Below are 24,333 nucleotides of genomic sequence, written 5' to 3' on the forward strand. Positions count from 1 at the left end.
TTTTATGCCAGTGGTTTGGCTGATCGACGCCTATCGCGCCGGGGAGCGCGCACAGGTTCGCGCGCTGGCTGAGGGCCTGCAGTTGCAATACGAAGTAAAAACCCTGCACTACCGCACGCCGGTCGTCTGGCCCCACGTGCTCGGCCAGGCCTCCCTGGCCGGTATCAGCGCGGCCTCCCGGGAATGCCTGTCACCCCCGTGGCCCGACCTGGTCATTTCCTGCGGGGTGCGCAATGAACCGGTGTGCCGCTGGCTGCGCGAACAGTCCGGCGGCCGCACCCGCTACGTGCATGTGGGCCGCCCCTGGGGGCCGCTGGAATCCTTCGACCTGGTGATCACAACGCCCCAGTACCGGGTCGACGACGCGCCGCACGTATTGCGCAACACCCTGACCCTGCACGCCCTGGATGCCGATAAACTGGCCGCGGCGCGCAGCGCCTGGGCCCGCCAGTTCGAGCCTATGCCCTCCCCGCGCATCGCGGTGCTGGTCGGCGGTGACAGCGGCCCCTTCACCCTCGGCCCCAGGGCCGCCACACGCCTGGCGCGGGAGGTCTCCAGCCTGGCCCTGGAGACAGGTGGTTCGCTGCTGCTCAGCACCAGCTCGCGCACGCGCGGCAGTGCGCTGGTGGCCCTGGCCGACTCGCTCTCCGCGCCCCACTTCCTGCACCGCTGGCGCGCCGGTGATCCGCAAAACCCCTACCTCGGCATGCTCGCCTGGGCCGACCGCATCGTCGTCACCGGCGACAGCATCGCGATGCTCTCGGAGGCCTGCGCCACCGGCAAACCGGTGCAGATATTCGACCTCGGCGGCATGCGCGAGGGAGTGGCGGCAGCGCGGGATTTCCGCCTCGGCGGCAGCCTTTATGCGGGCCTGCTGCGCTGGGGCTGGTCGCCCCTGAGCCGCGACATCACCCTGGTCCACCGGCAACTGTGCGCCAGCGGCAAGGCGAGCTGGCTGGGCGAGGAGGCACCGGCGGTGCGCGAGGTGGCAGTGGGCTCTGGCGACCTGCAAAATGCCCTGGCGGCGGTCCGGCAACTGCTGCCGGAGCCTGCCGTGCCGGGGCCGGCAGGCCCCGCCTAGAGCGGCGCCGCGCTTGCCGGCACCTGGGTCGGCTGGGCGCCGCCACCGGCCATCTGGTAGACCCGGTCCGCCGCCTGCACCATCGCCGGATTGTGGGAAATGGCCAGGATGGTGAGACGCCCCTTGAGGCTCTCCATGGTCCTGCGCACCGCTTCCTCACTTTCGGCGTCGAGGGCGCTGGTGGCCTCGTCGAGGATCAGCAGCCGCGGCTTGTTGATCAGCGCCCGGGCGATGACGATGCGCTGGCGCTGCCCGCCGGACAGCTTGCCGCCGCGCTCGCCGACCACCGTTTCCATGCCCTGCGGCAGGCGCTCGACGAACTCCCAGGCCCCCGCGGCGCGCAGGGCCTGCTCCGCGTCTTCCGGCTGCAGCTGGGGATCGCCCAGGGTGACGTTGTGGAGGATGCTGTCATGCAACAGGATGGTTTCCTGGGGCACGTAGCCGATCATCCCGCGCCAGGCCTTGAGGTCGAGGGCCTGCAGCGACTTGCCGTCCACCGATACCGTACCCCGGTCGGGGCGCAGCAGGCCGATACTGAGGTCGATCAGGGTGGTCTTGCCAGAACCGGAGGGTCCCACCAGGGTCGTCAGCTGCCCGGCAGTCACCTCCAGTGACAGCTGACTGAACACCGGGTGGCCGTCGTAGCTGAAGTCGACATCCTCGAAGCGGATCGCCGTGTCGAGGGTCGGCGTGTCCCCGCCGGGCAGCGCTTCCTCGTTGGCATCGGCTTCGGCGATGGCGGTTTTCATCGACCAGTAGGCGCTCTCCCCCTGGGCCAGTTTCTGGTACTGCTTCTGCACCTTGCCGAGGAAGGAAAACGCCCGCCCGAGGGTCACCACCAGCACCATCACCGTGGGCAGTGCCATGCCGAACTTTTCCAGCGCCACCCAGATGCCCAGGCAGATGAACACGGTGAACATCAGTTCGTGGGCAGAATCCAGCACCGCCCCGCTCAGCACCTGCTTGCGCAGGGCGCGGTTGAGACGGCGGGTGTCCCCGGCCAGCGCCTGGTCCGCCAGGTGTTCACGGGCCATGGCCTTGAGCGGCTTGACCGACTGCAGGGTATCGGTGAGGTTGGCCATCAGCGAGGTCAGCAGGCTGGTCTGCCGCGCCCCCGCGCGCCGGGTCACCAGCACCAGGGAGTGGGACAGGCCGATGACGATCGCGCCGGCGCCGATCGCCACCAGCGAAGCCCGCCAGGACAGGGCAAAGGCCACCGCGCCGTAGACCAGCGCCTGGATGAGAAAGGTGATGGCGGTGGCGCCGTTGACGAAAGACGCCGAGGAACGCTGCGCCTCGGTGGCCAGGGCGTTGGTCAGCTTGCCCACCGGCTGGTGCAGGAAGTACTCCCAGCGGCTGCGCAGCACGCCGCGCAGCATCGCCAGCCGCAGGTCGGTTCCCACCTGTGCGGCGGTGTAGCCGACCTGGCGCTGGGCAACCAGCAGGAAGATGCTCTTGACCAGCATGAAGACCACGATGATCAGCAGCATGTTGCCCAGCGTGGGTGAAATATGCATTGCCGCGAGCACGTCCAGCACCCGCTGCTCGAAGTCCGAGGTTCCCGCCGAGGGCACCCCGGTCACCGCCGCTGCGACGTCGTGCCCCAGGGCGACGTTGATCAGCGGCAGTAGCGCCGACAGGCCGATACCCTCCGCCAGCCCCGACAGCATCAGGGCCAGCAGCATCAACACGGTATGCCCCGGATAGGCCCGGAAAAAGTCCAGCATCAGGCGCATAGCGCAGTTACCTCGAACGCACCCACCGCTGCCTGTACCTCAACCACGTGCAAATTCACTCTCCTACCAGCGCATCCGCCGCAACAGGAACAGCGCGCAGAGCACCACTCCCGCCGCCGGCAGCGACGCAGTTACCGCCGGTGCCAGTCCCAACAACTGGCCCAGCGCATTGATGATCTGGGCGGCCAGGAAAAACAGGATGCCGGCCAGCGCGCCGATCCCCATCTTGATGCCCACGCTGCGATCCCGGCCGGACCCGCTGCTGGCGCTCAGCGGCGTGGCCAGCAGCACCATGGCCGCCACGGTAAACGGCATCAGGAACTTCTGCCAGAACAGTCCCCGCTGGTTGCCCGCCGGACGGCCGCTGTCGGCGAGGAAATTGCCGTAGCCATAGAGGACAGACAGGGACATGGTTTCAATCGGCAGCGACAGGGTGGGCAGTTCGTTCTGCTCCCAGAGGTTGTTTACCGCCAGTTCCTTTTGCCGGCGGGTGACCAGCACGCCATCCCGCAGTTCCTTGATACGGACATGGCGCAGGATCCACTCGCGGCGCGGCAGCACCCTGGCGGAGCGGCCGTGCACCGCGCGCAGCAATTCACCCTCCGGGGTGAATTCGAGCACGTCGATATCGCCGGGCACGCCGTCCCGGGTGATCCGCCCGAGGCGGGTATAGCGGTGACCATCGACCGCCCAGATGCCTTCACTGGGGAGATTCACCGCGTTGCCGTAACGCAGCACGTGGCGCTGCTGCTCCGCCAGCAGGTGCAGCCGCGGCGCGACGAACTCCATCAGCACCCACAGCAGCAGCATGAGCACAAGCGTGGGCCACGCGATGGCCCGCAACAGGTGCCCGGGGGTGAACCCGGTACAACTCATCACTGTCAGTTCATTGCTGCGGTAGAGCGCGGACAGCGCCGCCATGCTGCCCAGCAGGGCGATCACCGGCGCCAGCGTCACCACCTGCTGGGGCAGGCTCAGCAGGGTGTAGCGGGCGACCGCCCAGCCATCGTAGTCCAGCTGGGTGCGGTCCAGTTCCGAAATGAACTCGATCATGCCGAAAATCGGCGCCAGCACACCGAGGGCCAGCAGCCAGCCCCAGACCATGCGGGTCGCGAGATAGCGCTGCAGAATCATCGACGCCACCATTTGCGCGGCGCCACCAGGGCGAACAGCAGCAGGGCCTGCAGGGCGTAGGCCAGCCAGAGGCCCGGCATCTCGGGTAACTTGCCCTGCTCCAGCCAGGTCCGGCTGACGCTGGCGAGAGCGAACAGGCCCACGTACACCAGCAGGGCTGATACCACGTTGCGCAGGCGCGATTGGCGCGGCGCGGTGCGCGACAGCGGCACAGCCATCAGGCCCAGCAGGAGCGTGGCCAGCGGGGTCGATACGCGCCACTGGAATTCCGCGATGTCCTTGGGATCATCAGATTCCGCCAGTACCTCGGTGGTCTCTGCCTTGCGCCGGTATTTTTCCTGTGCCTTGCGGTTCTGCAAGCGGATCTCCAGGGTCTCGAAGCGGTTGGTGAAATCCCGGGTTCCGGCCTCGTCCAGCAGGTAGTTGTAGCCCTCGCCGAAGTGCGCCTCCATCGGCTCCCCCGGGTTGAGGGCAGGCAGCTCGGCAGTCTTCGCCACCAGGATTTCCACCCGTTTGGCACTCGGGTGACGCTTGAACAGGAACACGTCGCGGTGCACGCCGTTGTCGAGATCGGCGCCGCCGGCGTAGAAGGTGTAATCGCTGCCGGCGAGATCGACGAATTGCCCCGCGGCCATCCGCTTGAGGTCGTAGTGGGCGGCGGCACGGGCCTCCAGCTCGTAGCTCATGCGGTAGGCCCAGGGGCGCCCCACCACCGAGATCAGGCCGGTGACCAGGGCCACCACCAGGGAGTATTTCAGCACGGACTCGAGAATCCGCAGGCGGCTGATGCCGGAGGCGTACAGCACGTGCATCTCCGCCTCCTTGTACATGCGCGCCACCGCGGAGAGCACGGAGAAGAACAACGCCGAGGGCAGCAGGATCTCCAGCGCCACGACTGTATTGAGGCCGACCAGCTTGAATGCGGCCAGCATGTCGAGATGCCCTTCCGCCGCGAGTGACAGATAGCGCGCCGCCGACCAGGCAATGAATATCAGGGTCAGCAAGCCCAATCCTGCCAGCAGGGGGCGGCTGATCTCCGTACTGAGATAGCGGTCAATAATCAAGGAAGTGTGCTAATCCTGTCGCGCGAGCCGGGCATTGTACCCCAAGGTTCTGTCGTCTGGTTATTTGCAGCGCTTTGTCCCATAATTCCCCGCTTTCCAGCGGCCCCCCAGCACAATTGCATGTTCAACCTCAGCGACGGCGTCAAGAAAGCACTCATCATTGCCCCTACCGAGCCCCTGCCCGCGAAGACCCGGGTAGCCCTGCGGCGGCGCTATCTCGCGCAGCTCGAGCTCAGTAAGGCGCACAAGGCCGGGCTGATCATCATCGGCCACCCCAAGAGCGGCAATACCTGGCTCAAGGCCATGATTTCACGGCTGTACCAGCAGCGCTACGGACTGCCGGAGTCGCAACTCATCAACACCGACGAGTTTTCCCGCAAGTACCCGGAAATCCCCCGGCTGGCCGCCACCAACGGACACTACAGCTACGAGGCCGAGGTAGGCAAGCTGCTGGCACCCGGCGCGCCGGACAACCCCCTGCGCCACAAGCCGGTGCTGTTTCTCGCCCGCAACCCTATCGATATCGCCGTGTCCTGGTACCACCAGTTCACCAAGCGGCAGTCGCGCGCCAAGCAGGAACTCATCAACCACTCCATCGCCCACCCGATCGACCGGCGCACGGTGGAGATGTGGGACTTCGTCCGCCACTCGGACATCGGCCTGCCCTCCCTGATCGACTACCAGAACTTCTGGGCCAGCGCCGTGCAGCAGTTGGAAAACGGCCTGCTGGTGAAATATGAGGACCTGCGCGCCGAACCCGTACCGACCCTCCTGCAGATCACCCGGCTGATGGGCGAGCGCTTCAGCGAGGACGACGTGCGCGCCGCAGTCGAATGGGGCTCCTTCGAGAACCTGCAGAAACTGGAAACCGCCGGCACCTTCAGCCAGGGCGGTATGAAGCTGGTCAATGCCAACGACCCGTCGACCTACAAGGTGCGCCGCGGCAAGGTGGGCGGCTACCGCGAAGACTTCAACCCGGAACAGGTAGCCGAACTGGAAGCACTGGTTCGCGACAACATCCTGCCCGAGCTGGGCTACTGCCGCGAAACCACCGGTTCCTGACGTGCCCCCACGGACCTGGGTCCTGCTCAGCGACAAGCGCGGCGACAACGGGCAGGTAGAAACGATTATCGAGGCCCTGGACTGGCCGGTCGAATACCGGCACCTGCAGATGAAACCGGAGTGGGTGCTGGGCAAGCCGCGCTACCGCCCCTCCCTGGAGCACCTCGACCTCTCGCGCTCGGATCCGCTGGAAGGGCCCTGGCCCGACCTCATCATCACCGTCGGCCGCCGGCCCTCGATGGCAGCGCTGTGGGTTCGCGCGCAGTCCGGGAATCGAACAAAAATCGTCCTGGTCGGCAAACCCTCGGGGCACATGGGCGCATTCGACCTGATTGTCGCCAGCGCCGAGAACCAGATGCCGCCGCTGCCCAGCTTCCTGCCCACGGTCCTGCCGCTGATGCGCGTCGACCCCCGGGCAGTCGAGGCCGAGGCCAACGCCTGGCGGGAGCGCTTCGCCAACCTGCCGCGCCCGCTCATCGCCATCCTGGTGGGCGGTGAAACCAACCCCTTTATCATGAATGCCGAGGTAGCCCACGGGCTGGTGGCACAGGCCCGCCAGGTCGTCGAGCAGTTCGGCGGCACCCCCTATATCACCACCAGTCGGCGCACCACGCCGGAAGTGCTCGAAGTGTTGCGCCGGGACTTACCTCCGGAGGCACACTACTTCGAGTGGTCTGCCGGCGCCAGCGACAATCCCTACCGGGCCCTGCTGGGCAGCGCGGACGGCTTCATCGTCACCGCCGACAGCGTCTCCATGCAGGTCGAAGTCATCTACCTGCGCAAGCCCCTGGCGATCTTTCCCCTGCCCGGGGGCTGGCTGGGCACCCTGGACCAGGGCCGGCGTTCGCTGGCCCACTGGCTGTTCAATCCCCGCCGCGCAAGCACGACGGACCGCCTGCGGCTCGGCCTGGCGCGGCTGGTCTACCACCTGGATGTGTTCAAGATTCTCTGTGCGACCCGGGATTTCCGCGCCTTTCACCGCATGCTGGTGGCGCGGGGCCTGGCAGTCTGGGCCGGGGAGCCATTCCGCTCGCCGGAGGGCAAGCTGCCGGACGACGTGGGTGCGGTGGTCAGGCGGATCAAGTCCCTGTTCTGACCGCGGGCCCGATTACCCCTAGCGCATCCCCAGCACGTTTTTCATGAAATGGGTGCCGAAGCGGCTGATACGCTGGGCCGCGATGGCCAGCGGGCTCTGGTCGAGGTAATTGATCTGCAGCATACGGCGCTCGCCGACAAAGCGCGTGTGGCCGTGCCAGGAGTGATCGGTGCGGCGGAATGCCAGCAGGGTCCCGCCCAGCGGCGGCACCTCGGCGGCGTAGTCCTCGATATCGGTCGCCGAGCGCAGCATGCGCAACTGCCCGGCCTCGTGGGTCCACTCCTCGTTGAAGTAGATCAGCACCGTAACCACCTTGCTGCGGTGGTCCGTATGGATATTGCCATCGGTGCGCTCGCAGAACTTGCGCACGGTGATGGTCGTGGGCATGGACAGCAGGTCCATGTCGAACTGCTCGCCAATCGCACTGCGAAATTCCGAGCCTTCAAGTTCGTCCATCATCGCCGAGAAAGCCGGGCCGAATTGCAGGTTCTCGAGCACATGGTTGGCGGCGCTGTCGATCGCGGGGTAATCCGTGTTGATCCGCGCCAGTGCCTCGGGCCCGATAAAGCCCGGCACCACCAGGAAATCGAAGGGGTCGGTCTGCAGCGTCGCTGCGCGCAGCGCATTGATATTGATTAGGGACATGGCGGGATTCTAATCCTCGGGGGGCAAGAGCGACAAGTTACCAGATTGTTCGGCCGGAGATCTGTCGAAAATTACCCAGCGATAGTTAACTCTCTCACCGCGCGTATGGCGGCGAGCAGGCTTGCGTGGACTGCTGCGTGACCTGCCAGGAAACCGAGGTGAGCTTCCGCCCCGGCTGCTGAGCATCCGCCAGACGGCCCCGCCTGCCCCGGGCAAGCGGGGCCTAGTGCCAGCGTCGCCGGAATGCTGTATCATCCGGCGCCTTTCTTACCCGCATGGGAGTCCCGAATGGCCGACACGGCGCGGATCGTTGCGCGTCATATCCTGCTGCTGCTCTGCTTCTGGTTGCCCGCCGAACGGCGCAAGAAGCTGGAGCGCTGGTTGCGCGGTCGCGAGGAGTTCATGAAACTGCAGCGCGCCGACTGGGTACTGATGAGTTGGGGTAAATCGGGACGCACCTGGTTGCGGGTAATGCTTTCCCGGGCCTACCAGTTGATGGGCGGCATCGACGAACGGGAACTGCTGGACTTCGACAACCTGAAAAAGCACGACCCGGCCCTGCCGGCGGTCTTCTTCACCCACAACAACTACCTGCGCGACTACACCGGTAACGCCGAATCCAAGGAACACTTCCGCGGCAAGCGCGTGGTGCTGCTGGTGCGCGATCCCCGGGACGTGGCGGTTTCCCAGTTCTTCCAGTGGCAGTACCGGATGCGGCCAAACAAGAAATTCATCAACGACTACCCGCCCCACGGGGCCGATATCGGTGTCTACGATTTTGTCCTCGAGCGGGACGCCGGCCTGCCGCGCATTATCGACTACTTCAACGGCTGGGCGCGGGCGATCCCCGAGCTGGGCAACGTGCTCGTCGTCCGCTACGAGGACATGCGCAGCGACCCCGGTACGGTGCTGGGCAAGATCCTCGAGTTCACCGGCAATCCGGCCAGCGCGGAGCAGATCCAGCAGGCGGTGGATTTCGCCGCCTACGACAACATGAAGAAGATGGAACAGGAAAAGTTCTTCAAGGGCAGCGGCGCGCGGGTGAAACCCGGCGACAAGGACAACCCGCAATCCTTCAAGGTACGCAAGGCCAAGGTCGGCGGCTATCGCGATTACTTTAGCGATGAACAGTGCGAGCAGCTCGACGCCATGGTCGCCCGGCTCGATCCCTCCTTTGGCTACGGCGGGCAAAACGCATGAAACTAGCCTTCCAGAACCTGCGCCAGGGCCTGCAGACCCTGAACAAGAAACTGTCGCGCAAATTGCTGCACCTGCGCATGCGCGGCAAACCGGAGGCAGATATCCTTGAGGCGGAGCGCAAGCTGCGCGGCGTGGAGCAGTTCGACAAACTGCAGAAGGCCGACATCGTCGTGGTCTCCTTCGGCAAGAGCGGCCGCACCTGGCTACGGGTGATGCTCTCGCAGTTGTTCCGGGTCAAGCACGGCCTGCCGGAAAAGGCGATCCTGAGCTTCGACAACTTCCACCGCCTCGCCCCCGGCGTGCCGAAAATCTTCTTCACCCACGACAACTACATCAAGGACTTCACCGGCGACTTCGTCAGCAAGCAGCCCTTTTACAACAAGCGCGTGGTACTGCTGTCCCGGGACCCGCGCGACGTCGCGGTCTCCCAGTTCTTCCAGTGGAAATTCCGCATCAAGCCCTCCAAGGTGACGATCAACAACTACCCGCCCCGCGGCAGTGACATCAGCCTCTACGACTTTGTCACTGGCGACAACGGCGGCAGCATGCAGGCGGTGACCGACTACCTGAACCTGTGGGCGCGGGAATCGGTCAAGGTCGGCAACTTCCACCTGCTGCGCTACGAGGACCTGCGCGCCGACCCCGCGGGGAAGCTTACCGAGCTGCTGGAATTCATGCAGGTGGACGCCACCGCGGAGCAGGTCGCCGCGGCGGTGGAGTACTCCTCCTACGAGAACATGAAGAAGATGGAGAGCCAGTCGACCTTCAAGCTGGCCGGCGGCCGCATGATGCCCCGCGACAAGGACAACCCGGACAGCTACAAGGTGCGCCGGGCCAAGGTCGGCGGTTACCGCGACTACTTCACCGACGAGGAAGTGGCGACCATCGACAACCTCCTCGCCGACAGCCTCAACCCGCTGTACAACTACCAGTAAGTCCGCGGCGATCAGGCCGCGGCGATCAACTGCAGCGCATCCTCGCGCACGTGGCCGCGGGCCATTTCATCCTTGAGTTGCGCCTCGCTGAGTTCACCCGCCTCCAGGCACTCGCGCACCAGGCCGAAGAAAAACTTCTCCTGCGCCGGGTCGGGGTGGGCGGAATAGGTACCGGCGTACTTGTAGTCACCGAACAGGGCCCGGCGCGCCCGCCGGAACCAGTGCCGCGGCGGGAACAGCTGGAAGGTATCGGCGGGACGGAAATCGATCTTCAGGCCGGTTTTCCAGGGCTGGGTGTAGCGCTTGGTGTTGTGCAGCAGCCTGGTGCCCGCGTCCAGGTGGTCGAAGTCATTCCAGCCCGACTCCAGCGGCGCGATGGTGGCGCGGTCCTCCAGCTTCAGCGACACCCAGTCCATGTAATCCCGCGCCGGCCGGCCGCCGTTCGCGGGCACGAACATGGCGGCGAAATCCTCCTCGAACCTCCAGTGCTGCAGTTTCTCGCAGTCGAGCAGCATGACGCTGCTGGCCCAGGCACCCTTGCGCCCCTTGCGGCCGCTCTTGGGTTTGCACATGATGGCCGCGCCCTGCATGTCCCGCGACAGCAGTTCCCAGATATCGCCGACGGCGAACACATCGGGATCGATCACCACGGCGCGGCCCTGGTAGCCCATCAGACCGGGCGGGGCGAAGCGCAGGGGTGTGAAGGATTGCAGGTCTTCGTTTACCCAGGGGCGCAATTCCCCGTCGCGCAGGTACAATTGGCCCTCGCGCTCGCGCATGCAGGGGTGGTTGGCCACTTCGATGAATTGCACGTCGAACTCGTCGGCGTGGGCGGAATTCCTGCGCAGGGAATAGCGGCTGACAATGGCGCCGATGATCTGCTTATGGTTGGTGTGGATAAAGACCGTGGGCTTCAAAGTAATTTCCTGCGGGTAGCTTGTGCGGTAGTGTAGCGCAGCATGTGGCTGGCTTGAATTGCCAGGCATTTGGCAATTTTTGCGGGAAGTGGCGGGTAGAGCCTCAAATCCGCGCGGCTTGCGGTGTATTCCTGCTGGAACACGCCAAAAAGCGCACATCCATGTGCAGGCTCGGGTGGCGACATCCTTGTCGCCACACGGTTCCAGCAGGAATACACCGCAATCCACGCTCCCTTGTGCACTTTGCAGTCGAGCGCTTGAGCATCAATTAAAAACCGGGAAACTGAAACTCAGTGCAAGAGAACTCCAAACCCGTCTGGTGCCTGCTGGGCAAAAAAGCCGGAGACAATACCCAGGTCATGGCCCTGGCCAAGGCGCTGGGCGAGGACTTCGAGGAGAAGCACATCCAGGCCCACGCCTGGGAGTTGCTGGTGCACCTCGGCCACGGGGCCACCCTGGCGGGCATCGACCAGGGGGCCTCCAGCCCGCTGACCGCGCCCTGGCCGGAGCTGGTGATCAGCGCCGGGCGGCGCAATGAACCGGTAGCGCAGTGGATCAGGCGACAGTCCGGGGGGCGGACGCGGCTGGTGCATATCGGCCGACCCTGGGCGCCGCTGGACAGCTGGGACCTGATTGTCACCACGCCGCAGTATTTCCTGCCGCGGCGCCGCAACATCCTGCACAACACCCTGCCCCTGCACGATTTTGCCGCCGAACAGCTGAGAACTGAGGCACAGGAATTCATTGCGGCACATGCGCACCTGCCGCGCCCCTGGATCGCCCTGCTGGTGGGCGGCGACAGCGGGCCCTTCGTGCTCACGCCGGACAAGGGCGCCATGCTCGGCGACCTCGCCGACCGGTTGGCGGCGGCCACCCGGGGCTCCCTGCTGGTGAGCGACAGTCCGCGGACGCACTGGGCGGTGGGCGATGCGATCACCGACCAGTTGCACGGCGACAACTTCGTCTACCGCTGGGACGCCGCGGGCCACAACCCCTACCGGGAGATACTGGGGGCCGCCGATGCCTTCATCGTGACCGGCGAATCCATGTCGATGCTGGCGGAGGCCGCGGCGATGGACAAGCCGCTGCTGATTTTCGACAGCGGGGATGGCGCCACGCCCTGGTGGAAGCTGCGCCACAATTACCGCTACAAGCCGCTCAGCCACCACCTGGCGATGGCGCTGGGGCCGAAGCGCATGCTGCGCGATGTGGGCAATATCCAGCGCGCGCTGTATGCGGCAGGGCGCGCCCGGCGCCTGCGGGGAGACCGGCTGGGGGAAGCGGTACAGTACGCCCTCGGCTATGCCCCCGAGGGGGGCCGTGACGGCCCTGCGAACCTTTCCGAGGTCGAGCTACAGGCGAGCGCGGACGCGCTCAGGCGGCTGTTGCAAGCGCGCTGAGCGGGTGTTGGGGAGCCGGTGGCAGGGACGGCGTCTGCGCAAGCACCTCGAAGGCGTCGTGGCGGACGTGGTTCTTCGCCATTTCCTCGCGCAGCAGCGCCTCGGTGATTTCACCGTTCTCCAGGCACTCCTTGAGCAGGCCGAAGAAAAACATTTCCTGGTTCCTGTCCGGGTGCTGCTTGTAGTTGCCGAGGAAGGCGTATTCGCCGAACAGCTTGCGGCGGGCGCGCAGCACCCAGGCCGCCGGCGGGAACAGGCGGAAGCGTTCGGCGGGGCGCCAGTCGGTGGGCAGGCCGGTCTTCCAGGGCTGGGTCCGGCGCCGGGTGGTGTGCAGCATCTTGGTGTCCAGGGTGAACTTGTCGAAATCGTTCCACTCCGGCTCGAAGAAACCGATGCTCTCCCGGGGCTCCTCCTTGAGGCAGATCCAGGGCTGGTAGTCCTGGGTGAACTCGAACATGGCCTGGAACTTCGCCTCGGCGTCCCAGTGGGTGAGCTGGGCGCAATCGAGCAGCATCACGCTGCTGGCCATGCACTTGTCGACCAGTCCCTTGGGGCCGGAGCGCATGCGGCACATGATGGCCTTGCCGCCCATATCCCGGCTCAGCAGCTCCCAGATGTCCGTGGTGGCGAAGATATCCGGGTCGATCACCACCGCGCGGCCCTCGAAGCCCATCATTTTGGGCGGCATGAAGCGGGTCGGGGTAAAGGATTGCAGGTCGTCGTTCAACCACACCCGCTTGACGCCGTCGCGCAGGTATTCCTGTCCTTCGCGGGCGGCGAAGAAGGGAAAATCGCGGGTATCCAGTAACTGGACGTCGAACTTGTCGTTATTCTGCGAATAGCGGCGCAGGGCGTAACGGGCGACGATGGCCCCGGTGATCTGCTTGTGATTGGTCTGGATAAATACGCAGGCTTTCATAGTGTCTCGGGCGGCGGTGCTCAGTGCACCCGACTATAAAATATTGTTCGCGGCGATGCCATGTGGATACTGCCATTGGCCGGTGTGAAAAAGTGGGCTCGCAGGCGCTCTGGCGCCGGCGGGAAGCCCCCGCATCCACTCGCGGCGCCGCGCACTAGCGGAAAATCCCCCGGCGCCAGAGCCCCCAGGCGAAACCCCAGATGTACAGCAGCGGCGCCCGCCGCACCCGGTCGGGGATGACGATGGCCTCGCCGGAGTGCCGCGACAGTTTCCAGGCGAGGTAATCCAGCGCGCCCTCGAAGGTGAACAGGGCCTTGGTCAGGCGCGCGATAGACAAGCTCTTGCCCGCCACCCGGCGGCCGAACCAGGCAAGGCGAGCCCGCTTGCGGGCGAACTGGCTCGCCGGGTAGCGATAGGCCGTCCCCTCCCCCGAATCGTCCAGCAGCAGGCCCACTGCGCCGGCGTGCAGGCGGGTCAGTTCGAGGTAGAAATCCCGCGCGTAATCGGCCAGTTCCTGGCTGCGACCCTTGCGCTCGGTACGCAGTTCGGTGGCGTAGCTTAACGCCAGTGCCCCCTGCCAAAGGGCCTCGACCGGCCCCTGCGCCGGCAGCGCCGGCAGGGCGCGCAGCAGGAGCGTCCGCGAGGCCTGCAGCATGGCCGCCTCGAGTTGCCGCCGGCTATCCGGGTCCCGGCTGGCCAGGATTTTGGTCGGCTGGGCGAAGCGGCCCCAGATATAGGATTCGAAGCGCCGGGGGGAGCAACAACGCTGGAAATCCCGCAGCGACAACAGCGCCACCTTGGCCCGCAGGGTGCGCCCCCGCACGGACTGCTCGGCGTAGATCACGTTGGGCGGCAGCAGCCAGTTGGCGGCGGCTGGCAGCCAGCGACCGTAGGCGCCCCGATACTCATCGAGGACCAGGTAGAGGTCGAGGATGCCCTCGGCGAGATCGCCGCTGCGCAGGCAGGAGCCATAGAGCAGCACACCGCAGACCCGGTCGTTGTAGCGACGCCGCAGCGTGTCGAGCAGTGCCGCCAGTGCGGGGTCGTCCGCCACCTCGGGGCCGGCGACGTCAGGGTAGGCGGTCACAGGCGCAGGAACTCCAGTTGTGCGCTGGCGGTGACCCCAACCGGCCCGCCCGGGGTAAAGACCTCGCCATCCAGGTTGAGGCGCCCGCCCTGGTCGAGCGTGAGGGTCTGCGCGTTCCAGCTGTGGTAGCCGGACTCCGGGGTCGCATTGCGGTTGGGCCGCCCGCGCAGGATCGAGACGAAGGTCGTGGCGAAGCGCCGGCAGTCACTTTCCAGCAGTGTGGCCCGCAGGGCGCCCTCCCCGCCGCCCCAGAAGGGCCGCATGCCAAAGGAGAGCCGCTGCAGCGTACTGCAGGCAAACAGCAGGCCATCGAAGTGCCGGGGGCCGCCCTGGTCCAGGTCGAGTTCCATGGCCACCGGCTGGCGAAATAGCGGGTCGTTGCGCAACAGGCCCCAGGCGGTGCGCGCGGTGCCCAGGGCGAGACTGAAATCGTCCCGCAGGCCGCGCGAGTGGAGCTCCCGGTGGGCGTAATCGGTGCCCTGCAGGATGGCCCCGGCGCCGAGGAACATGCCGTAGCGGGGGGCGCTCTCGCCCGGACAGGCCAGGCGCATCAGGGAGCGGCGCTGGCGCTCTACCCGGCGGTCCTCGCGCCCGCTGTCGCACCAGTCACAAAAGCGCTCGACGGCGCGCTGCAGTGCGCCGGTAACTCCGATATCGCCGGCGTTCATGTTGGCGGTACCGCCCGGCAGCAGCACGATCGGCGGCGGCTCGGGGAACAGCCCGGATTCGAGCATTTCACCCAGCACCGCGGAACAGGTGCCATCGCCGCCGTTGATCGCCAGGAGCACTATGCCGCGCTCGCGCATCTCCTGCAGCGCCGGGCGGATGTCCTGCGGCGAGTCGGTAATCCGGTGATAGATATCCGGGCTTTGCGCAACCCGCGCCTGCACCCGGCTGAAAGCGTCCCGGTTGTGGCCACTGCGCGGATTGCTGATCAGGCCCACGGCTTGCAGTCGGTCACTCACTGGGCAGGCGTCCGCAGGGTCACTTCGCTGAGGTTGATCGCCGTCGCGCCGACCCGCGGGGCCAGGCCGCGCAGTTGCAGCGGCAGGTCGCTAGCGGCGTCGAAGATAATGCGGATGTCGCCCTCCAGGCCCAGCAGGCTGAAATCCGGCGCCCCGTGCAGGGGCCCGAGGGGACTGACCCGGACATCCACCACGCGGGTGCTGCGCTCACCCTGCCGGAGCTGTCCCGCGGGTAGCTCACGGTAGTCCACCGCCAGCGCCTCACCGGCGCTGGCGACGAGGCTTACCCGGTAGAAATTGAAATCCGTGTGCACCGCGTAGACTGCCGAAGATACCCCGTCGACGCGCAGGCGCGCCGCCAGGGGCAGGAGCGCGTAGGCGTCGGTCAGCGCCAGTGAACCCAGCTCTGCCGGGTAGGCGATGGATTTGCGGCTGCTCACCGGCCAGCTGGCCGGGTCGGCGGTGTCGCCGCCGGCGGGTTCACGCCGCTCGCGCTCAACGTACCCGGGAAGATAATCCCAGCCCTTGTAGCGCTGGTTGCGCCCGGCGCTGTAGCGCGCGCGCTGGCACAGGGCGCCGCTGTCGGCGGCCATGGCGAGGGTCACGGTTTCACTGTTATCCGCCACCGAACTGCGGGCCTCCAGTTGCCAGGCCGCGCTGCCATCCGCCGCGGTATCCACCGCGACAAGCGATCGGGCGGTCACCCCGAAGCGACTCTGCTCGAACACCAGTTGCTGCCAGGCGGGGAGCTCCGCGGCCCGCGCTGCCAGCGGCACCGCGAGGCCCGCCAGGGCGCAGAACAGCGCCCCCCGCGCGTGCCGAAGGGCTCCAGCGAGCACACTCATCCCCATAATTTTCAGTCACTTACATAATCCGGTCGGGCACAAAAATACCACAGAATATTGCCCATTGCGCGGCACTGCCTTAAGGTCCCGCCTGTTGCCACTCCCGTCCAGGACCGATGCCCGCAAACCAGGAAACACCACAACCGGTGCAAGCCGGGTTGCTCTCGCTGCCCGCCGGGGAAATCCAGGTGTGGCTGTGCGCCCGTGCAACTATCGCCGACTCCGACCAGTTTCGCCGCCAGGTGCTCTCACGCTACTGCGCGGTCCCACCGGGCGACTGGCAATTCAGCAGCGGTCGCTGGGGCAAACCGGACATCGCCGCACCCGCCGCGCCCCTGCGCTTCAACCTGAGCCATAGCGGCGACTGGCTGGCCATGGCAGTTGCCGCGGGTGGCGCGCTGGGCATCGACCTGGAGCGCATCAAGCCCGGGCGCGATGTACTGCGGCTGGCGCGCCGCTTTTACCACCCGCTGGAAATCGAGGCGCTGGAAACCCGGGATCCGGCGGAGCGTGACGCCGCCTTCCATGACCTGTGGACGCTGAAGGAGGCGCATGTGAAATGCCGGGGGCTGGCGCTGCCGCCACTGCTGCAGCAACTGGCGTTCGCGTGTCCGGAACCCGGGGCGATCGCCAGCGACATTGCCAGGCGCGACACAGCGGAGGATGCATCCGTGTACGCCCTCGTCGACTGCCTGCCCGGTTACCGCCTGGCGCTGAACTGGCTCCGGGACGCCAGCGATTCCCCCGAACCGGTAACGCTTCGGTTAAAGGCCTTTGTCGAGGGGGAAATGAAAACGCCCTGGCCCGCCAGCGGGCTCAGGGCGTCAACAGGGTCGGTCGAACTGGTCGACGAACTGCCTACAGGCTGAGGACTTTTTCCCCGCGGGAAATACCCGCGACGCCTGAGCGCACCACCTCGAGGATATCCACCTCGGCCATCGCCGCGACGAAGGCGTCGAGCTTTTCCGAGGTGCCCACCAGCTGGATGGTGTAGACGTTGGGGCCGACATCGACGATCTGGCCGCGGAAAATATCCACTGTACGCTTCACCTCGTCGCGCGCCACACCGTGGGCGCGCAGCTTGATCAGCATCAGGTCGCGCTCGATGTGGGCGCCGTTGGTCAGGTCCACCAGCTTGACCACGTCGATCAGCTTGTTGAGCTGCTTGGTGATCTGCTCGATGTGCTTGTCGTCGCCGAGCGTGGTCAGGGTCAGCCGCGACAGGGTCGGGTCGTCGGTGGGCGCCACGTTCAGGGTCTCGATGTTGTAACCGCGCTGGGAGAACAGGCCGACCACGCGGGACAGCGCGCCGGGCTCGTTTTCCAGCAGGATAGAAATGATCCGTCGCATGTTCAGGTCCTCTCGTTCTTGCTCAGCCACATGTCTTTCATGGAGCCGTTGGGCGCCACATGCATCGGGTATACGTGTTCCATCCGGTCGATGAAAATGTCGAGGAAGACCGTGCGGTCCTTCATCGCGAAGGCCTCGTCCATCGCCGCATCGAGATCTTCCGGCCTGGTCACCTGCATGCCGACATGGCCGAAGGCCTCCGCCAGCTTGACGAAGTCCGGCAGCGAGTCCTCGTAGGTGCTGCTGGCGTAGCGGCCCTCGTACTGCATGTCCTGCCACTGCTTGACCATACCGAGGTAGTTGTTGCGCAGGTTGATGATCTTCACCGGCGTGTCGTACTGCTTGCAGGTGGAGAGCTCCTGGATGTTCATCTGGATGCTGCCCTCGCCGGTGACGCAGGCCACGTCCATGTCCGGGAAGGCCAGCTTCACGCCCATCGCCGCGGGCAGGCCGAAGCCCATGGTGCCGAGACCGCCGGAATTGATCCAGCGGCGCGGCTTGTCGAAGCGGTAGTACTGGGCCGCGAACATCTGGTGCTGGCCCACATCGGACGTGACGTAGGCTTCGCCGTTGGTGGCCCGGTACAGGCTCTCGATGACCTGCTGCGGCATGATCATCTCGCTCTGGGCGTAGCGGCGACCGGTGAGCAGGCCGTGATTGGCGCGCCACTCTTCGATCTGCTGCCACCAGCGCTCCAGCGCCCCGGCGTCGGGAAGCGCCGGGTCTTTTTCCCGCAGGTCGTCGATCTGGGACAGCAATTCGGTCAGTACCGACTGCACCGGCCCGACGATCGGTATATCCGCGGCGACGGTCTTGGAAATCGAGGTCGGGTCGACGTCGATGTGGATGACCTTGGCGCCGGGGCAGAACTTGGCCACGGTGTTGGTCACCCGGTCATCGAAGCGTGCGCCGACAGCCAGGATCACGTCCGAGTGGTGCATCGCCATGTTGGCTTCGTAGAAGCCGTGCATGCCGAGCATGCCGAGGAACTGGCGATCGGTGCCGGGGTAGGCGCCGAGGCCCATCAGGGTGTTGGTGACCGGGTAGTTCAGCTGGCGGGCCAGCTGGGTCAGCAGTTCGCTGCCCTCCCCCTGCACCACGCCACCGCCGGAATAGATCACCGGGCGCTTGGCGGACAGCAGCATGCGCGCCGCCTTCTTGATCTGGCCGGTATGGCCGCGCTGGGCCGGCGCGTAGGAGCGCAGCTTGACGCTGTCCGGGTACCTGTACTCGAACTTGGCGTCCGGACGGGTACAGTCCTTGGGAATATCGATCACCACCGGACCGGGGCGGCCGGTAGAGGCGATGTAAAAAGCCTTCTTGATCATCTCCGGGATGTCCTCGGGCTTCTTCACCATGAAGCTGTGCTTCACGATGGGCCGCGAGATACCGACCATGTCGGTTTCCTGGAAGGCGTCCTCGCCGATCAGGTGGGAAGCCACCTGGCCGGACAGCACCACCATGGGGATGGAATCCATGTAGGCCGTCGCGATACCGGTAATCGCATTGGTCGCGCCGGGGCCGGAAGTCACCAGCACCACGCCGGGCTTGCCGGTGGCGCGGGCATAGGCGTCCGCCGCGTGGGTGGCCGCCTGTTCGTGGCGGACCAGGATGTGGGGTACCTTGCAGTCCTTGAACAGCGCATCGTAGATGTGCAGTACGGCACCGCCCGGGTAACCAAAGATGTATTCGACGCCCTCGTCCTCGAGCGCGCGCGCGATCATTTCACCGCCGGATAAGAGATCCACAGCAATACTCCTGTCGAATGGCGCCCAACGCGTAACCCTCGCCGGCGCATTCCAGTCATTGTGTGGACGGAGCAAGAACGGATACCTGGAACCGGCATCCGGCTGGCCACGCCACCCCCTTTCGACCATGACACGACTCGCAACCACCCCCATGAGGAGGCTCCTCCAGGGAATATCGATCACGAACCCGTGTATCGGTCGCCCTGCGGGGTAGCGCAGTGTCTGGCCCTCAACCGGGCCGATGCGGCACCGATTGAATACGGGACTCACAGGCAGCTGCGCTGAATAATCGGATCAGCACAGTGGGCCAGCGGCCGAGGGTACTCGACGTTAGCCGTTGCCAACTGCAAGACGGGCGTATTGTTGGACTGGCGGGCCTCCGTGTCAACCAGCCTGCCGATTTTTACCAATCATTGTATTTGTACAAGCAGTCGTTGCACCGCACCGGCAGGTCGGTTAGTTTTACTGGAAATACAACAAGTTGCGGACCGGACGGGAATACTGGATGAATCGCAAGGCTGGAAAATGGGGGCTGGCGGCGGTGCTGCTGCTGACGCTCCAGGGCGCTGCCGCAGGCAGTATCTACCGCTGGCTCGATGCCTCGGGCAACACCGTAGTCAGCGATCGCCCGCCACCTGCGGGAACAGAATACGAGGTTGTCTCGGGCACTACCGGCCACGTCGTGCCGCCACCACCGGAACCGGAAACCACTCCCCAGGCGACATCGGGAATGCAGATCGTGCAGGAGCCGCCCAAACTGCCCAATGCCGGCGCACCGCCGCCTGCCCAGACCACGGGGTTCAGGCCCGATAAGGACCCGGAGCTCTGTAAGCAGGCGCGCGCCAACAAACTGATGCTGGACACCAAACCGCGGATCCGGATTACCGATGAGAATGGCGAACTGCGTTTCCTGACCGACGAGGAACGGGCGGCTGAAAAGACCCGGACCGCAGAGGCTATCGACGCCTATTGTGAGAATTGAACCCCAGAGAGGACATTCACGTGATTACTCGCAAACCAACAGCCACCGCACTCGGACTGATCGCCTTGCTCGTTGCAGCCTCCCCTGCGTTGCAGGCTGGCGACGTGCATTACAGCTGGAAAAATGAACGTGGCACCGTGGTTTACAGTGACCGTCCCCCGCCCAAGGGCGTGGATTACGAGGTCATCAGCGGTGGCTCCGGCCTGAAACGGGTGGTAGACGGGGACCAGGGTGCCGTACCCCTGGACCTCAGCCCGCAACCGGGCAACGAGTTCGAGGTCACAGACGCCGGTGCAGCGGATCGGTTCGAGAAAAACAAGGTACTCTGTGAGAAGGCTAAAATGAACCTGGTTGCGCTCGAGGGCGCCGACGCTATCAACGTCCGTGATGAGCAGGGCGAGGTGACCGAACTGGGCCCCGAGGAGCGTGCAGTCGCGCTGCAGACCACCAGGGCACAGATCAGCGTTTACTGCCCCTGATTCCCCTGCATAGCCGGGCTGGACAAGCCTGACCAACGCATAGGTACAAAAAAGCCCGCTAATGCGGGCTTTTTTGTACTACCTGATTGATACCCGCGGCCTCAATTGGACTCCGCATCCATTTCCTCGGTGAAAAATACCCGCTGGATCTGCGGGTCGATCGTGGGGTCGAGTACCAACGGGTTGAAGCCGTCCGGGCACCCACCAATACACATCGTCAGGGTCTGGCAGTTGCCGGGCACCGAGCAGTCTGGCGGCGTGTAGTTCGAGCAATCGACTGCAGTACAGCCTTCAGGAATATCGGCGACTGTCTCGATGACCGGCGGGATGGGGAATCCACCGCCGGGAATTTCCTCACCCTCGACGACCGTCGGAGAGAAGAGGTCAACGATATAGGCGCGGCCAACGCCGATGGGGGAGGAGCAGAACCCCACGGAAGTCCCTCCCGGCTGGAAGGTGTTAAAGAACACCTTCCCGCCACCGACTGCCGCGGCATTGGCGACCTGTTCGCCGCGATTGGGCAGATCCATCCACCAGCCCCTGAAGTCGCGCAGGTCTTTCCCGGCAGGCAGGTTCCCCACCTGGAAAATCTCGTTGGGATCTTCCATGTCGATATCATCGCGCGTCCAGCTCTCGCTGGCAGCAATCGCCGACTGCTCCGCTGCGTAGTCCTCATAGGGCGCATCGAGCAGCATGTAGAAGCGATTCTCCACCTCGTCCGCGTAGGGGTAATTGCTCTCCAGAGGCCGTTCCCGATCGCCAGATCCAAAGGTTACGGCCACCTGCCCCAGGGTGGTGGTGGTCGCCGCGGTGACCGAATTGTAGGAACGCAGTTCGCTGTCAGGCATGTGCGCGATGGTTTCAATATCCCAGTCGTTCTCTACCCTGTGGACGATAGCGCCCGCGGGAACCGCCTGCAGGCCCGCCATGTTCGATACGTAGTCGGCAAAACGAATCCGGTAGATATTGCCCTGCACATCCGCAACGTAGGCCATCTCGGCCACTCCGTCGACGTCCATATCGACCAGGGAGACATCGGTGATTACCGGTGCATCCGTATCAAAGTACGCCACCAGATCACCGTCGACAGCATCCAGCAGGTAGATACCCCGACCCTTTACGGTATTGTTATCGCAGGCGTAGGCAGCCTGGTCCTCATCGAGGCACGCATCGTAACCGCCGCCGAAGATCACCAGCGGTTCCGGATCCGCGCCACTTCCGGGGTATTCCGCCAGGAAAATTCCCTGGGGCGTGGACCAGGTGTTACCGATATTGTCGAAGTCGGGATCTGTACAGGCAGTGTCGTCACAGCCCTGGCGCCAGAGTAGTGAGGGGTTATTCGGGTCGGTGACATCGAAGCCGTAAACCATGCTGCCCCCACGGCGCATCGTGGGGTAAATATAGGCGAACGCCATGTCACCGAGTGCCTCGCTGGCGGGGTCAACCGGATCGTCATAAACAATGTGATAGCCGGTGGGGCCGTCAAAGAAGTAGTCCTTGGGCTCGGTAGCCGGCTCGTTGGGATCAATCAGTTCGCCCTCATACTTGATTTTCGGCGCATCGTCATACAGTCGCTGCAGGCCGGAGAAGTGTTCCTGTGCCAGGAAAGCCCACTTCTCTTCACCCGTGGAGGTATCCGCGGCCCGGTACATGCCATCGTTCGCGCCGTAGTAAATCACGACCGAGCCATCGTCATACTTGATCGACAGCGGGCGCGAGTGGACCACGTCGCCGTGTACACTGGGGCGCCGCAGCGTGGCGCCAGCGAAGGGTGCCTCGCCATCGCCCTCGAGATCACCGGTCAGATACTGGTAAAGCGTATTGCCGATGACGGCATTGGGATCCATCGTATCCAGTTCCGCCAGTGTTTCGCTGGGGTGGGTCCCGGTCCAGCTGTAGATGGTACGATCCGCACCATAGGTAAGCTGGCGGATCTGCTGGCCGACCCCCCCCTTCTCCACCCACCGACCGTCCGGCGAGTCGGACCAGGCATCGTTGGGATCCATCGTGGCACATTCGTTTTTAACCGTCGGATCGATACCGAGATCTTCCCAGTAATCGCCCGAGTCCTCGGACCAGAAGCTGATGGCACAGTCAGAGGGGAAACCGGTCTGGGTATTGATCGCCTCGCGGTACTGCACATCGGCGAGTTTCGGCACGTCGTTGAAGGTGGCGAACTGGTAGCGTTTCAGGTTGCCGTACCAGCGCGGGGCCTTGCCCTTCTCCGGCCGGAACATGCCGATATACACTTCGTTGTCCACCTGCGCGCGGTTGGTGGTACTCAGGGGCAGGGTTACCGCCGCGAAACTCGAGGCCTTGGCGACGATATCGCCGAGGGTGATATTGAGGGCGAACTCCAGGGATTCTTCATCCCTGGCCTGGAAATACTTGCCGCCACCGACCTGTGCAGCGCTGTACCAGAGGGAACTCAGCTCCGGCAATTGCTGGGCGTTGAACACGTCTATCATGTAGCTGGTCACTTTCACCCGCTCGTTATAGACCTCGTCGATACCGTCCTCGTCGAGGTCAGCGCTGAAGGTGATTGGCACGCCGACGTTAAACAGGAACTTGGACCAGTCATCGAGGTTGTAGTCCAGCCCCGTGGAGGCGTCATATTCCGATTCGAGTTCGCAGACCAGCTCGCTGGTGCCCGATGTGCTGACCGAGTAGTGATAGGACCTGTCGTTCCCTATCTTGTCACAATAGGCTCCCGTCGTTGCCGTACAGGAACAGGTTTCACCCGCAGCAAGAGTAGTGTCGCAAATGGTCTCCCCATCCGAATTGTTGACCGCCGTGTTGCACGCCGATGCGGAGAAATAGCAGGCATTGGTGGTACCCGGCAGGGCCACCGGGGGATCAATGGGGGTCTCGGTACAGGTCACCTCCGGCACGGGAATAGGGGTCCCGGTAGAGTCGGTAGCGAGAGCGTCGGGGGCAGTTTCCCCGGCTGCCGTGTAGGCGGCCTTCAGGGCATTGGTATTGATCAGGTCATCTCCGGCGATACTGCCGTTCTTGTTGTTGCCGATATAGATCATGTAGTTGTCGGCACACAGGGCATCGGAGGTCAGCGGCGAGGTGAACGTGTCCCAACGGGAACTGTAAGCGTCCGGGTCCGCCGAGGCGTATTGAACCCGGTTGGCATCAGTCAGGTTCGGGACAGAGGGGGTACCCACCCCTGCCTTGCTCTGGTCCTCGCCGGCGAGATAGTTATACACGTCATAGGGGAGGTAGCCATACATGTTGGAGGAGTCGCGCTTTTCATTGGAGTCCTCGATGTTGTCCTCGATACGGGTGAGAATCGGTACGATGATTTCATCGTAATAGGATTGCGTGAGTTCCTGCATATCGATACGCACGTAGCCGCCATCGCGGTCGGCGCTCGCACCGCCGGTGCCATAGAGCATCAGGCCGACATTGATCTTGCCGATCTGGTTGGCGAGTACCGCCTTTATGGCCCGCGCCTCGGATTCACCCTGGGTGCCATCCGGCCATTGCTGTGCCTGGCGGGACCAGTTGGAGGTGTTGTCGAGGACAAACAGGACATTGGGCAGATCTTCGTCGATGGTATCGCTGGTACCGGCGAAGATATCGATATCCTCGGCAGTCGCTGAGACCGCAAAAAGGCCCGCCATCGCCAGGGCTAAAAATTTCCTGAAATTTGGGAAAACCATGATTCTGCTCCTCGCCC

21 protein-coding genes are annotated in these 24,333 nt (G+C 64.7%); 9 read left to right on the forward strand and 12 right to left on the reverse strand.

Annotated elements, in window-relative coordinates; all coding sequences use genetic code 11:
- Window positions 1-4: 4 nt before the first annotated feature.
- On the forward strand, window positions 5-1,081 hold the full coding sequence (locus tag ACNKU3_RS08775; RefSeq protein ID WP_418259067.1) for a mitochondrial fission ELM1 family protein: 1,077 nt from the start codon (window positions 5-7) through the stop codon (window positions 1,079-1,081).
- Here the strand turns inward: ACNKU3_RS08775 and ACNKU3_RS08780 are convergent.
- From ACNKU3_RS08780 to lptF, 3 genes are all read right to left on the reverse strand, one after another.
- Complete coding sequence (locus tag ACNKU3_RS08780; RefSeq protein ID WP_418259068.1) at window positions 1,078-2,817, reverse strand: ABC transporter ATP-binding protein; 1,740 nt, start codon at window positions 2,815-2,817, stop codon at window positions 1,078-1,080. The two genes, ACNKU3_RS08775 and ACNKU3_RS08780, sit on opposite strands and share 4 nt — an antisense overlap.
- A 63-nt stretch (window positions 2,818-2,880) precedes the next feature.
- Complete coding sequence (lptG, locus tag ACNKU3_RS08785; protein ID WP_418259069.1) at window positions 2,881-3,951, reverse strand: LPS export ABC transporter permease LptG; 1,071 nt, start codon at window positions 3,949-3,951, stop codon at window positions 2,881-2,883.
- The gene (lptF, locus tag ACNKU3_RS08790) at window positions 3,948-5,015 is read right to left on the reverse strand and encodes an LPS export ABC transporter permease LptF (RefSeq protein ID WP_418259070.1); all 1,068 of its coding nucleotides are present in this window, start codon (window positions 5,013-5,015) and stop codon (window positions 3,948-3,950) included. Before lptF ends, lptG begins: the two co-directional genes overlap by 4 nt.
- A gap of 120 nt (window positions 5,016-5,135) precedes the next feature.
- Between lptF and ACNKU3_RS08795 the strand changes: the two genes are divergently transcribed.
- Window positions 5,136-6,077, forward strand: coding sequence for a sulfotransferase domain-containing protein (locus ACNKU3_RS08795; protein ID WP_418259071.1), 942 nt, complete (start codon window positions 5,136-5,138; stop codon window positions 6,075-6,077).
- A 1-nt stretch (window position 6,078) separates the two neighbouring features.
- A complete protein-coding gene (locus tag ACNKU3_RS08800) occupies window positions 6,079-7,173 on the forward strand; it encodes a mitochondrial fission ELM1 family protein (protein WP_418259072.1) in 1,095 nt (364 codons plus the stop codon).
- Window positions 7,174-7,191: 18 nt separating this feature from the next.
- Here ACNKU3_RS08800 and ACNKU3_RS08805 read toward each other — a convergent pair whose 3' ends face one another.
- Window positions 7,192-7,818 carry a 2OG-Fe(II) oxygenase gene (locus ACNKU3_RS08805; RefSeq protein WP_418259073.1) on the reverse strand — a complete coding sequence of 209 codons (627 nt, stop codon included), beginning with the start codon at window positions 7,816-7,818 and terminating at the stop codon, window positions 7,192-7,194.
- Window positions 7,819-8,106: 288 nt separating this feature from the next.
- Between ACNKU3_RS08805 and ACNKU3_RS08810 the strand changes: the two genes are divergently transcribed.
- Both ACNKU3_RS08810 and ACNKU3_RS08815 read left to right on the forward strand, forming a co-directional pair.
- Entirely contained in the window at window positions 8,107-9,018 is a 912-nt protein-coding gene (locus ACNKU3_RS08810) for a sulfotransferase domain-containing protein (protein WP_418259074.1), read from the forward strand.
- Window positions 9,015-9,953 (forward strand): sulfotransferase domain-containing protein, encoded by a 939-nt coding sequence (locus ACNKU3_RS08815; RefSeq protein ID WP_418259075.1) that lies wholly within the window; start codon window positions 9,015-9,017, stop codon window positions 9,951-9,953. Before ACNKU3_RS08810 ends, ACNKU3_RS08815 begins: the two co-directional genes overlap by 4 nt.
- Before the next feature lie 11 nt (window positions 9,954-9,964).
- Here the strand turns inward: ACNKU3_RS08815 and ACNKU3_RS08820 are convergent, their stop codons facing one another.
- The gene (locus ACNKU3_RS08820) at window positions 9,965-10,870 is read right to left on the reverse strand and encodes a hypothetical protein (RefSeq protein WP_418259076.1); all 906 of its coding nucleotides are present in this window, start codon (window positions 10,868-10,870) and stop codon (window positions 9,965-9,967) included.
- A 293-nt stretch (window positions 10,871-11,163) separates the two neighbouring features.
- On the opposite strand from ACNKU3_RS08820, the gene ACNKU3_RS08825 reads away from it, so the two are divergent.
- The gene (locus ACNKU3_RS08825; protein WP_418259077.1) at window positions 11,164-12,270 is read left to right on the forward strand and encodes a mitochondrial fission ELM1 family protein; all 1,107 of its coding nucleotides are present in this window, start codon (window positions 11,164-11,166) and stop codon (window positions 12,268-12,270) included.
- On the opposite strand, the gene ACNKU3_RS08830 is transcribed toward ACNKU3_RS08825, so the two are convergent.
- The 4 genes from ACNKU3_RS08830 to ACNKU3_RS08845 all read right to left on the reverse strand — a co-directional run bounded on the left by ACNKU3_RS08830 (window position 12,245) and on the right by ACNKU3_RS08845 (window position 16,080).
- Window positions 12,245-13,189: a hypothetical protein gene (locus tag ACNKU3_RS08830; RefSeq protein ID WP_418259078.1), complete on the reverse strand. Its 945-nt coding sequence runs from the start codon at window positions 13,187-13,189 to the stop codon at window positions 12,245-12,247. The genes ACNKU3_RS08825 and ACNKU3_RS08830 overlap by 26 nt on opposite strands.
- Before the next feature lie 154 nt (window positions 13,190-13,343).
- Entirely contained in the window at window positions 13,344-14,276 is a 933-nt protein-coding gene (locus ACNKU3_RS08835; protein ID WP_418259079.1) for a hypothetical protein, read from the reverse strand.
- Window positions 14,273-15,241 (reverse strand): diacylglycerol/lipid kinase family protein, encoded by a 969-nt coding sequence (locus ACNKU3_RS08840; RefSeq protein ID WP_418259080.1) that lies wholly within the window; start codon window positions 15,239-15,241, stop codon window positions 14,273-14,275. Before ACNKU3_RS08840 ends, ACNKU3_RS08835 begins: the two co-directional genes overlap by 4 nt.
- A complete protein-coding gene (locus ACNKU3_RS08845; RefSeq protein ID WP_418259081.1) occupies window positions 15,238-16,080 on the reverse strand; it encodes a hypothetical protein in 843 nt (280 codons plus the stop codon). Before ACNKU3_RS08845 ends, ACNKU3_RS08840 begins: the two co-directional genes overlap by 4 nt.
- 152 nt (window positions 16,081-16,232) lie before the next feature.
- Here ACNKU3_RS08845 and ACNKU3_RS08850 point away from each other — a divergent pair, with 152 nt between their 5' ends.
- A complete protein-coding gene (locus ACNKU3_RS08850) occupies window positions 16,233-16,955 on the forward strand; it encodes a 4'-phosphopantetheinyl transferase family protein (RefSeq protein WP_418259082.1) in 723 nt (240 codons plus the stop codon).
- On the opposite strand, the gene ilvN is transcribed toward ACNKU3_RS08850, so the two are convergent.
- Window positions 16,945-17,436, reverse strand: a complete 492-nt coding sequence (gene ilvN / locus ACNKU3_RS08855; protein WP_418259083.1) for an acetolactate synthase small subunit — start codon at window positions 17,434-17,436, stop codon at window positions 16,945-16,947. The two genes, ACNKU3_RS08850 and ilvN, sit on opposite strands and share 11 nt — an antisense overlap.
- Window positions 17,437-17,438: 2 nt before the next feature.
- Window positions 17,439-19,184 carry an acetolactate synthase 3 large subunit gene (locus ACNKU3_RS08860; protein WP_418259084.1) on the reverse strand — a complete coding sequence of 582 codons (1,746 nt, stop codon included), beginning with the start codon at window positions 19,182-19,184 and terminating at the stop codon, window positions 17,439-17,441.
- Between the two features lie 505 nt (window positions 19,185-19,689).
- Here ACNKU3_RS08860 and ACNKU3_RS08865 point away from each other — a divergent pair.
- Window positions 19,690-20,166, forward strand: a complete 477-nt coding sequence (locus ACNKU3_RS08865; protein ID WP_418259085.1) for a DUF4124 domain-containing protein — start codon at window positions 19,690-19,692, stop codon at window positions 20,164-20,166.
- A 20-nt stretch (window positions 20,167-20,186) separates the two neighbouring features.
- A complete protein-coding gene (locus ACNKU3_RS08870; RefSeq protein ID WP_418259086.1) occupies window positions 20,187-20,645 on the forward strand; it encodes a DUF4124 domain-containing protein in 459 nt (152 codons plus the stop codon).
- Between the two features lie 101 nt (window positions 20,646-20,746).
- Here ACNKU3_RS08870 and ACNKU3_RS08875 read toward each other — a convergent pair whose 3' ends face one another.
- Entirely contained in the window at window positions 20,747-24,316 is a 3,570-nt protein-coding gene (locus ACNKU3_RS08875) for a pilus assembly protein (RefSeq protein ID WP_418259087.1), read from the reverse strand.
- Window positions 24,317-24,333 lie beyond the last annotated feature (17 nt).

Origin of the sequence: Haliea sp. E17 (assembly GCF_048323675.1) — a bacterium.
Taxonomy (GTDB): Bacteria; Pseudomonadota; Gammaproteobacteria; order Pseudomonadales; family Halieaceae; genus Mangrovimicrobium.

Excerpts from the sequence above, each read along its gene's own strand:
- ACNKU3_RS08775 (WP_418259067.1), top strand. The coding sequence starts at position 5 with ATGCCAGTGGTTTGGCTGATCGACGCCTATCGCGCCGGGGAGCGCGCA.
- ACNKU3_RS08780 (WP_418259068.1), bottom strand. The coding sequence starts at position 2,817 with ATGCGCCTGATGCTGGACTTTTTCCGGGCCTATCCGGGGCATACCGTG.
- lptG (WP_418259069.1), bottom strand. The coding sequence starts at position 3,951 with ATGATTCTGCAGCGCTATCTCGCGACCCGCATGGTCTGGGGCTGGCTG.
- ACNKU3_RS08795 (WP_418259071.1), top strand. The coding sequence starts at position 5,136 with ATGTTCAACCTCAGCGACGGCGTCAAGAAAGCACTCATCATTGCCCCT.
- ACNKU3_RS08805 (WP_418259073.1), bottom strand. The coding sequence starts at position 7,818 with ATGTCCCTAATCAATATCAATGCGCTGCGCGCAGCGACGCTGCAGACC.
- ACNKU3_RS08810 (WP_418259074.1), top strand. The coding sequence starts at position 8,107 with ATGGCCGACACGGCGCGGATCGTTGCGCGTCATATCCTGCTGCTGCTC.
- ACNKU3_RS08815 (WP_418259075.1), top strand. The coding sequence starts at position 9,015 with ATGAAACTAGCCTTCCAGAACCTGCGCCAGGGCCTGCAGACCCTGAAC.
- ACNKU3_RS08830 (WP_418259078.1), bottom strand. The coding sequence starts at position 13,189 with ATGAAAGCCTGCGTATTTATCCAGACCAATCACAAGCAGATCACCGGG.
- ilvN (WP_418259083.1), bottom strand. The coding sequence starts at position 17,436 with ATGCGACGGATCATTTCTATCCTGCTGGAAAACGAGCCCGGCGCGCTG.
- ACNKU3_RS08865 (WP_418259085.1), top strand. The coding sequence starts at position 19,690 with ATGAATCGCAAGGCTGGAAAATGGGGGCTGGCGGCGGTGCTGCTGCTG.
- ACNKU3_RS08875 (WP_418259087.1), bottom strand. The coding sequence starts at position 24,316 with ATGGTTTTCCCAAATTTCAGGAAATTTTTAGCCCTGGCGATGGCGGGC.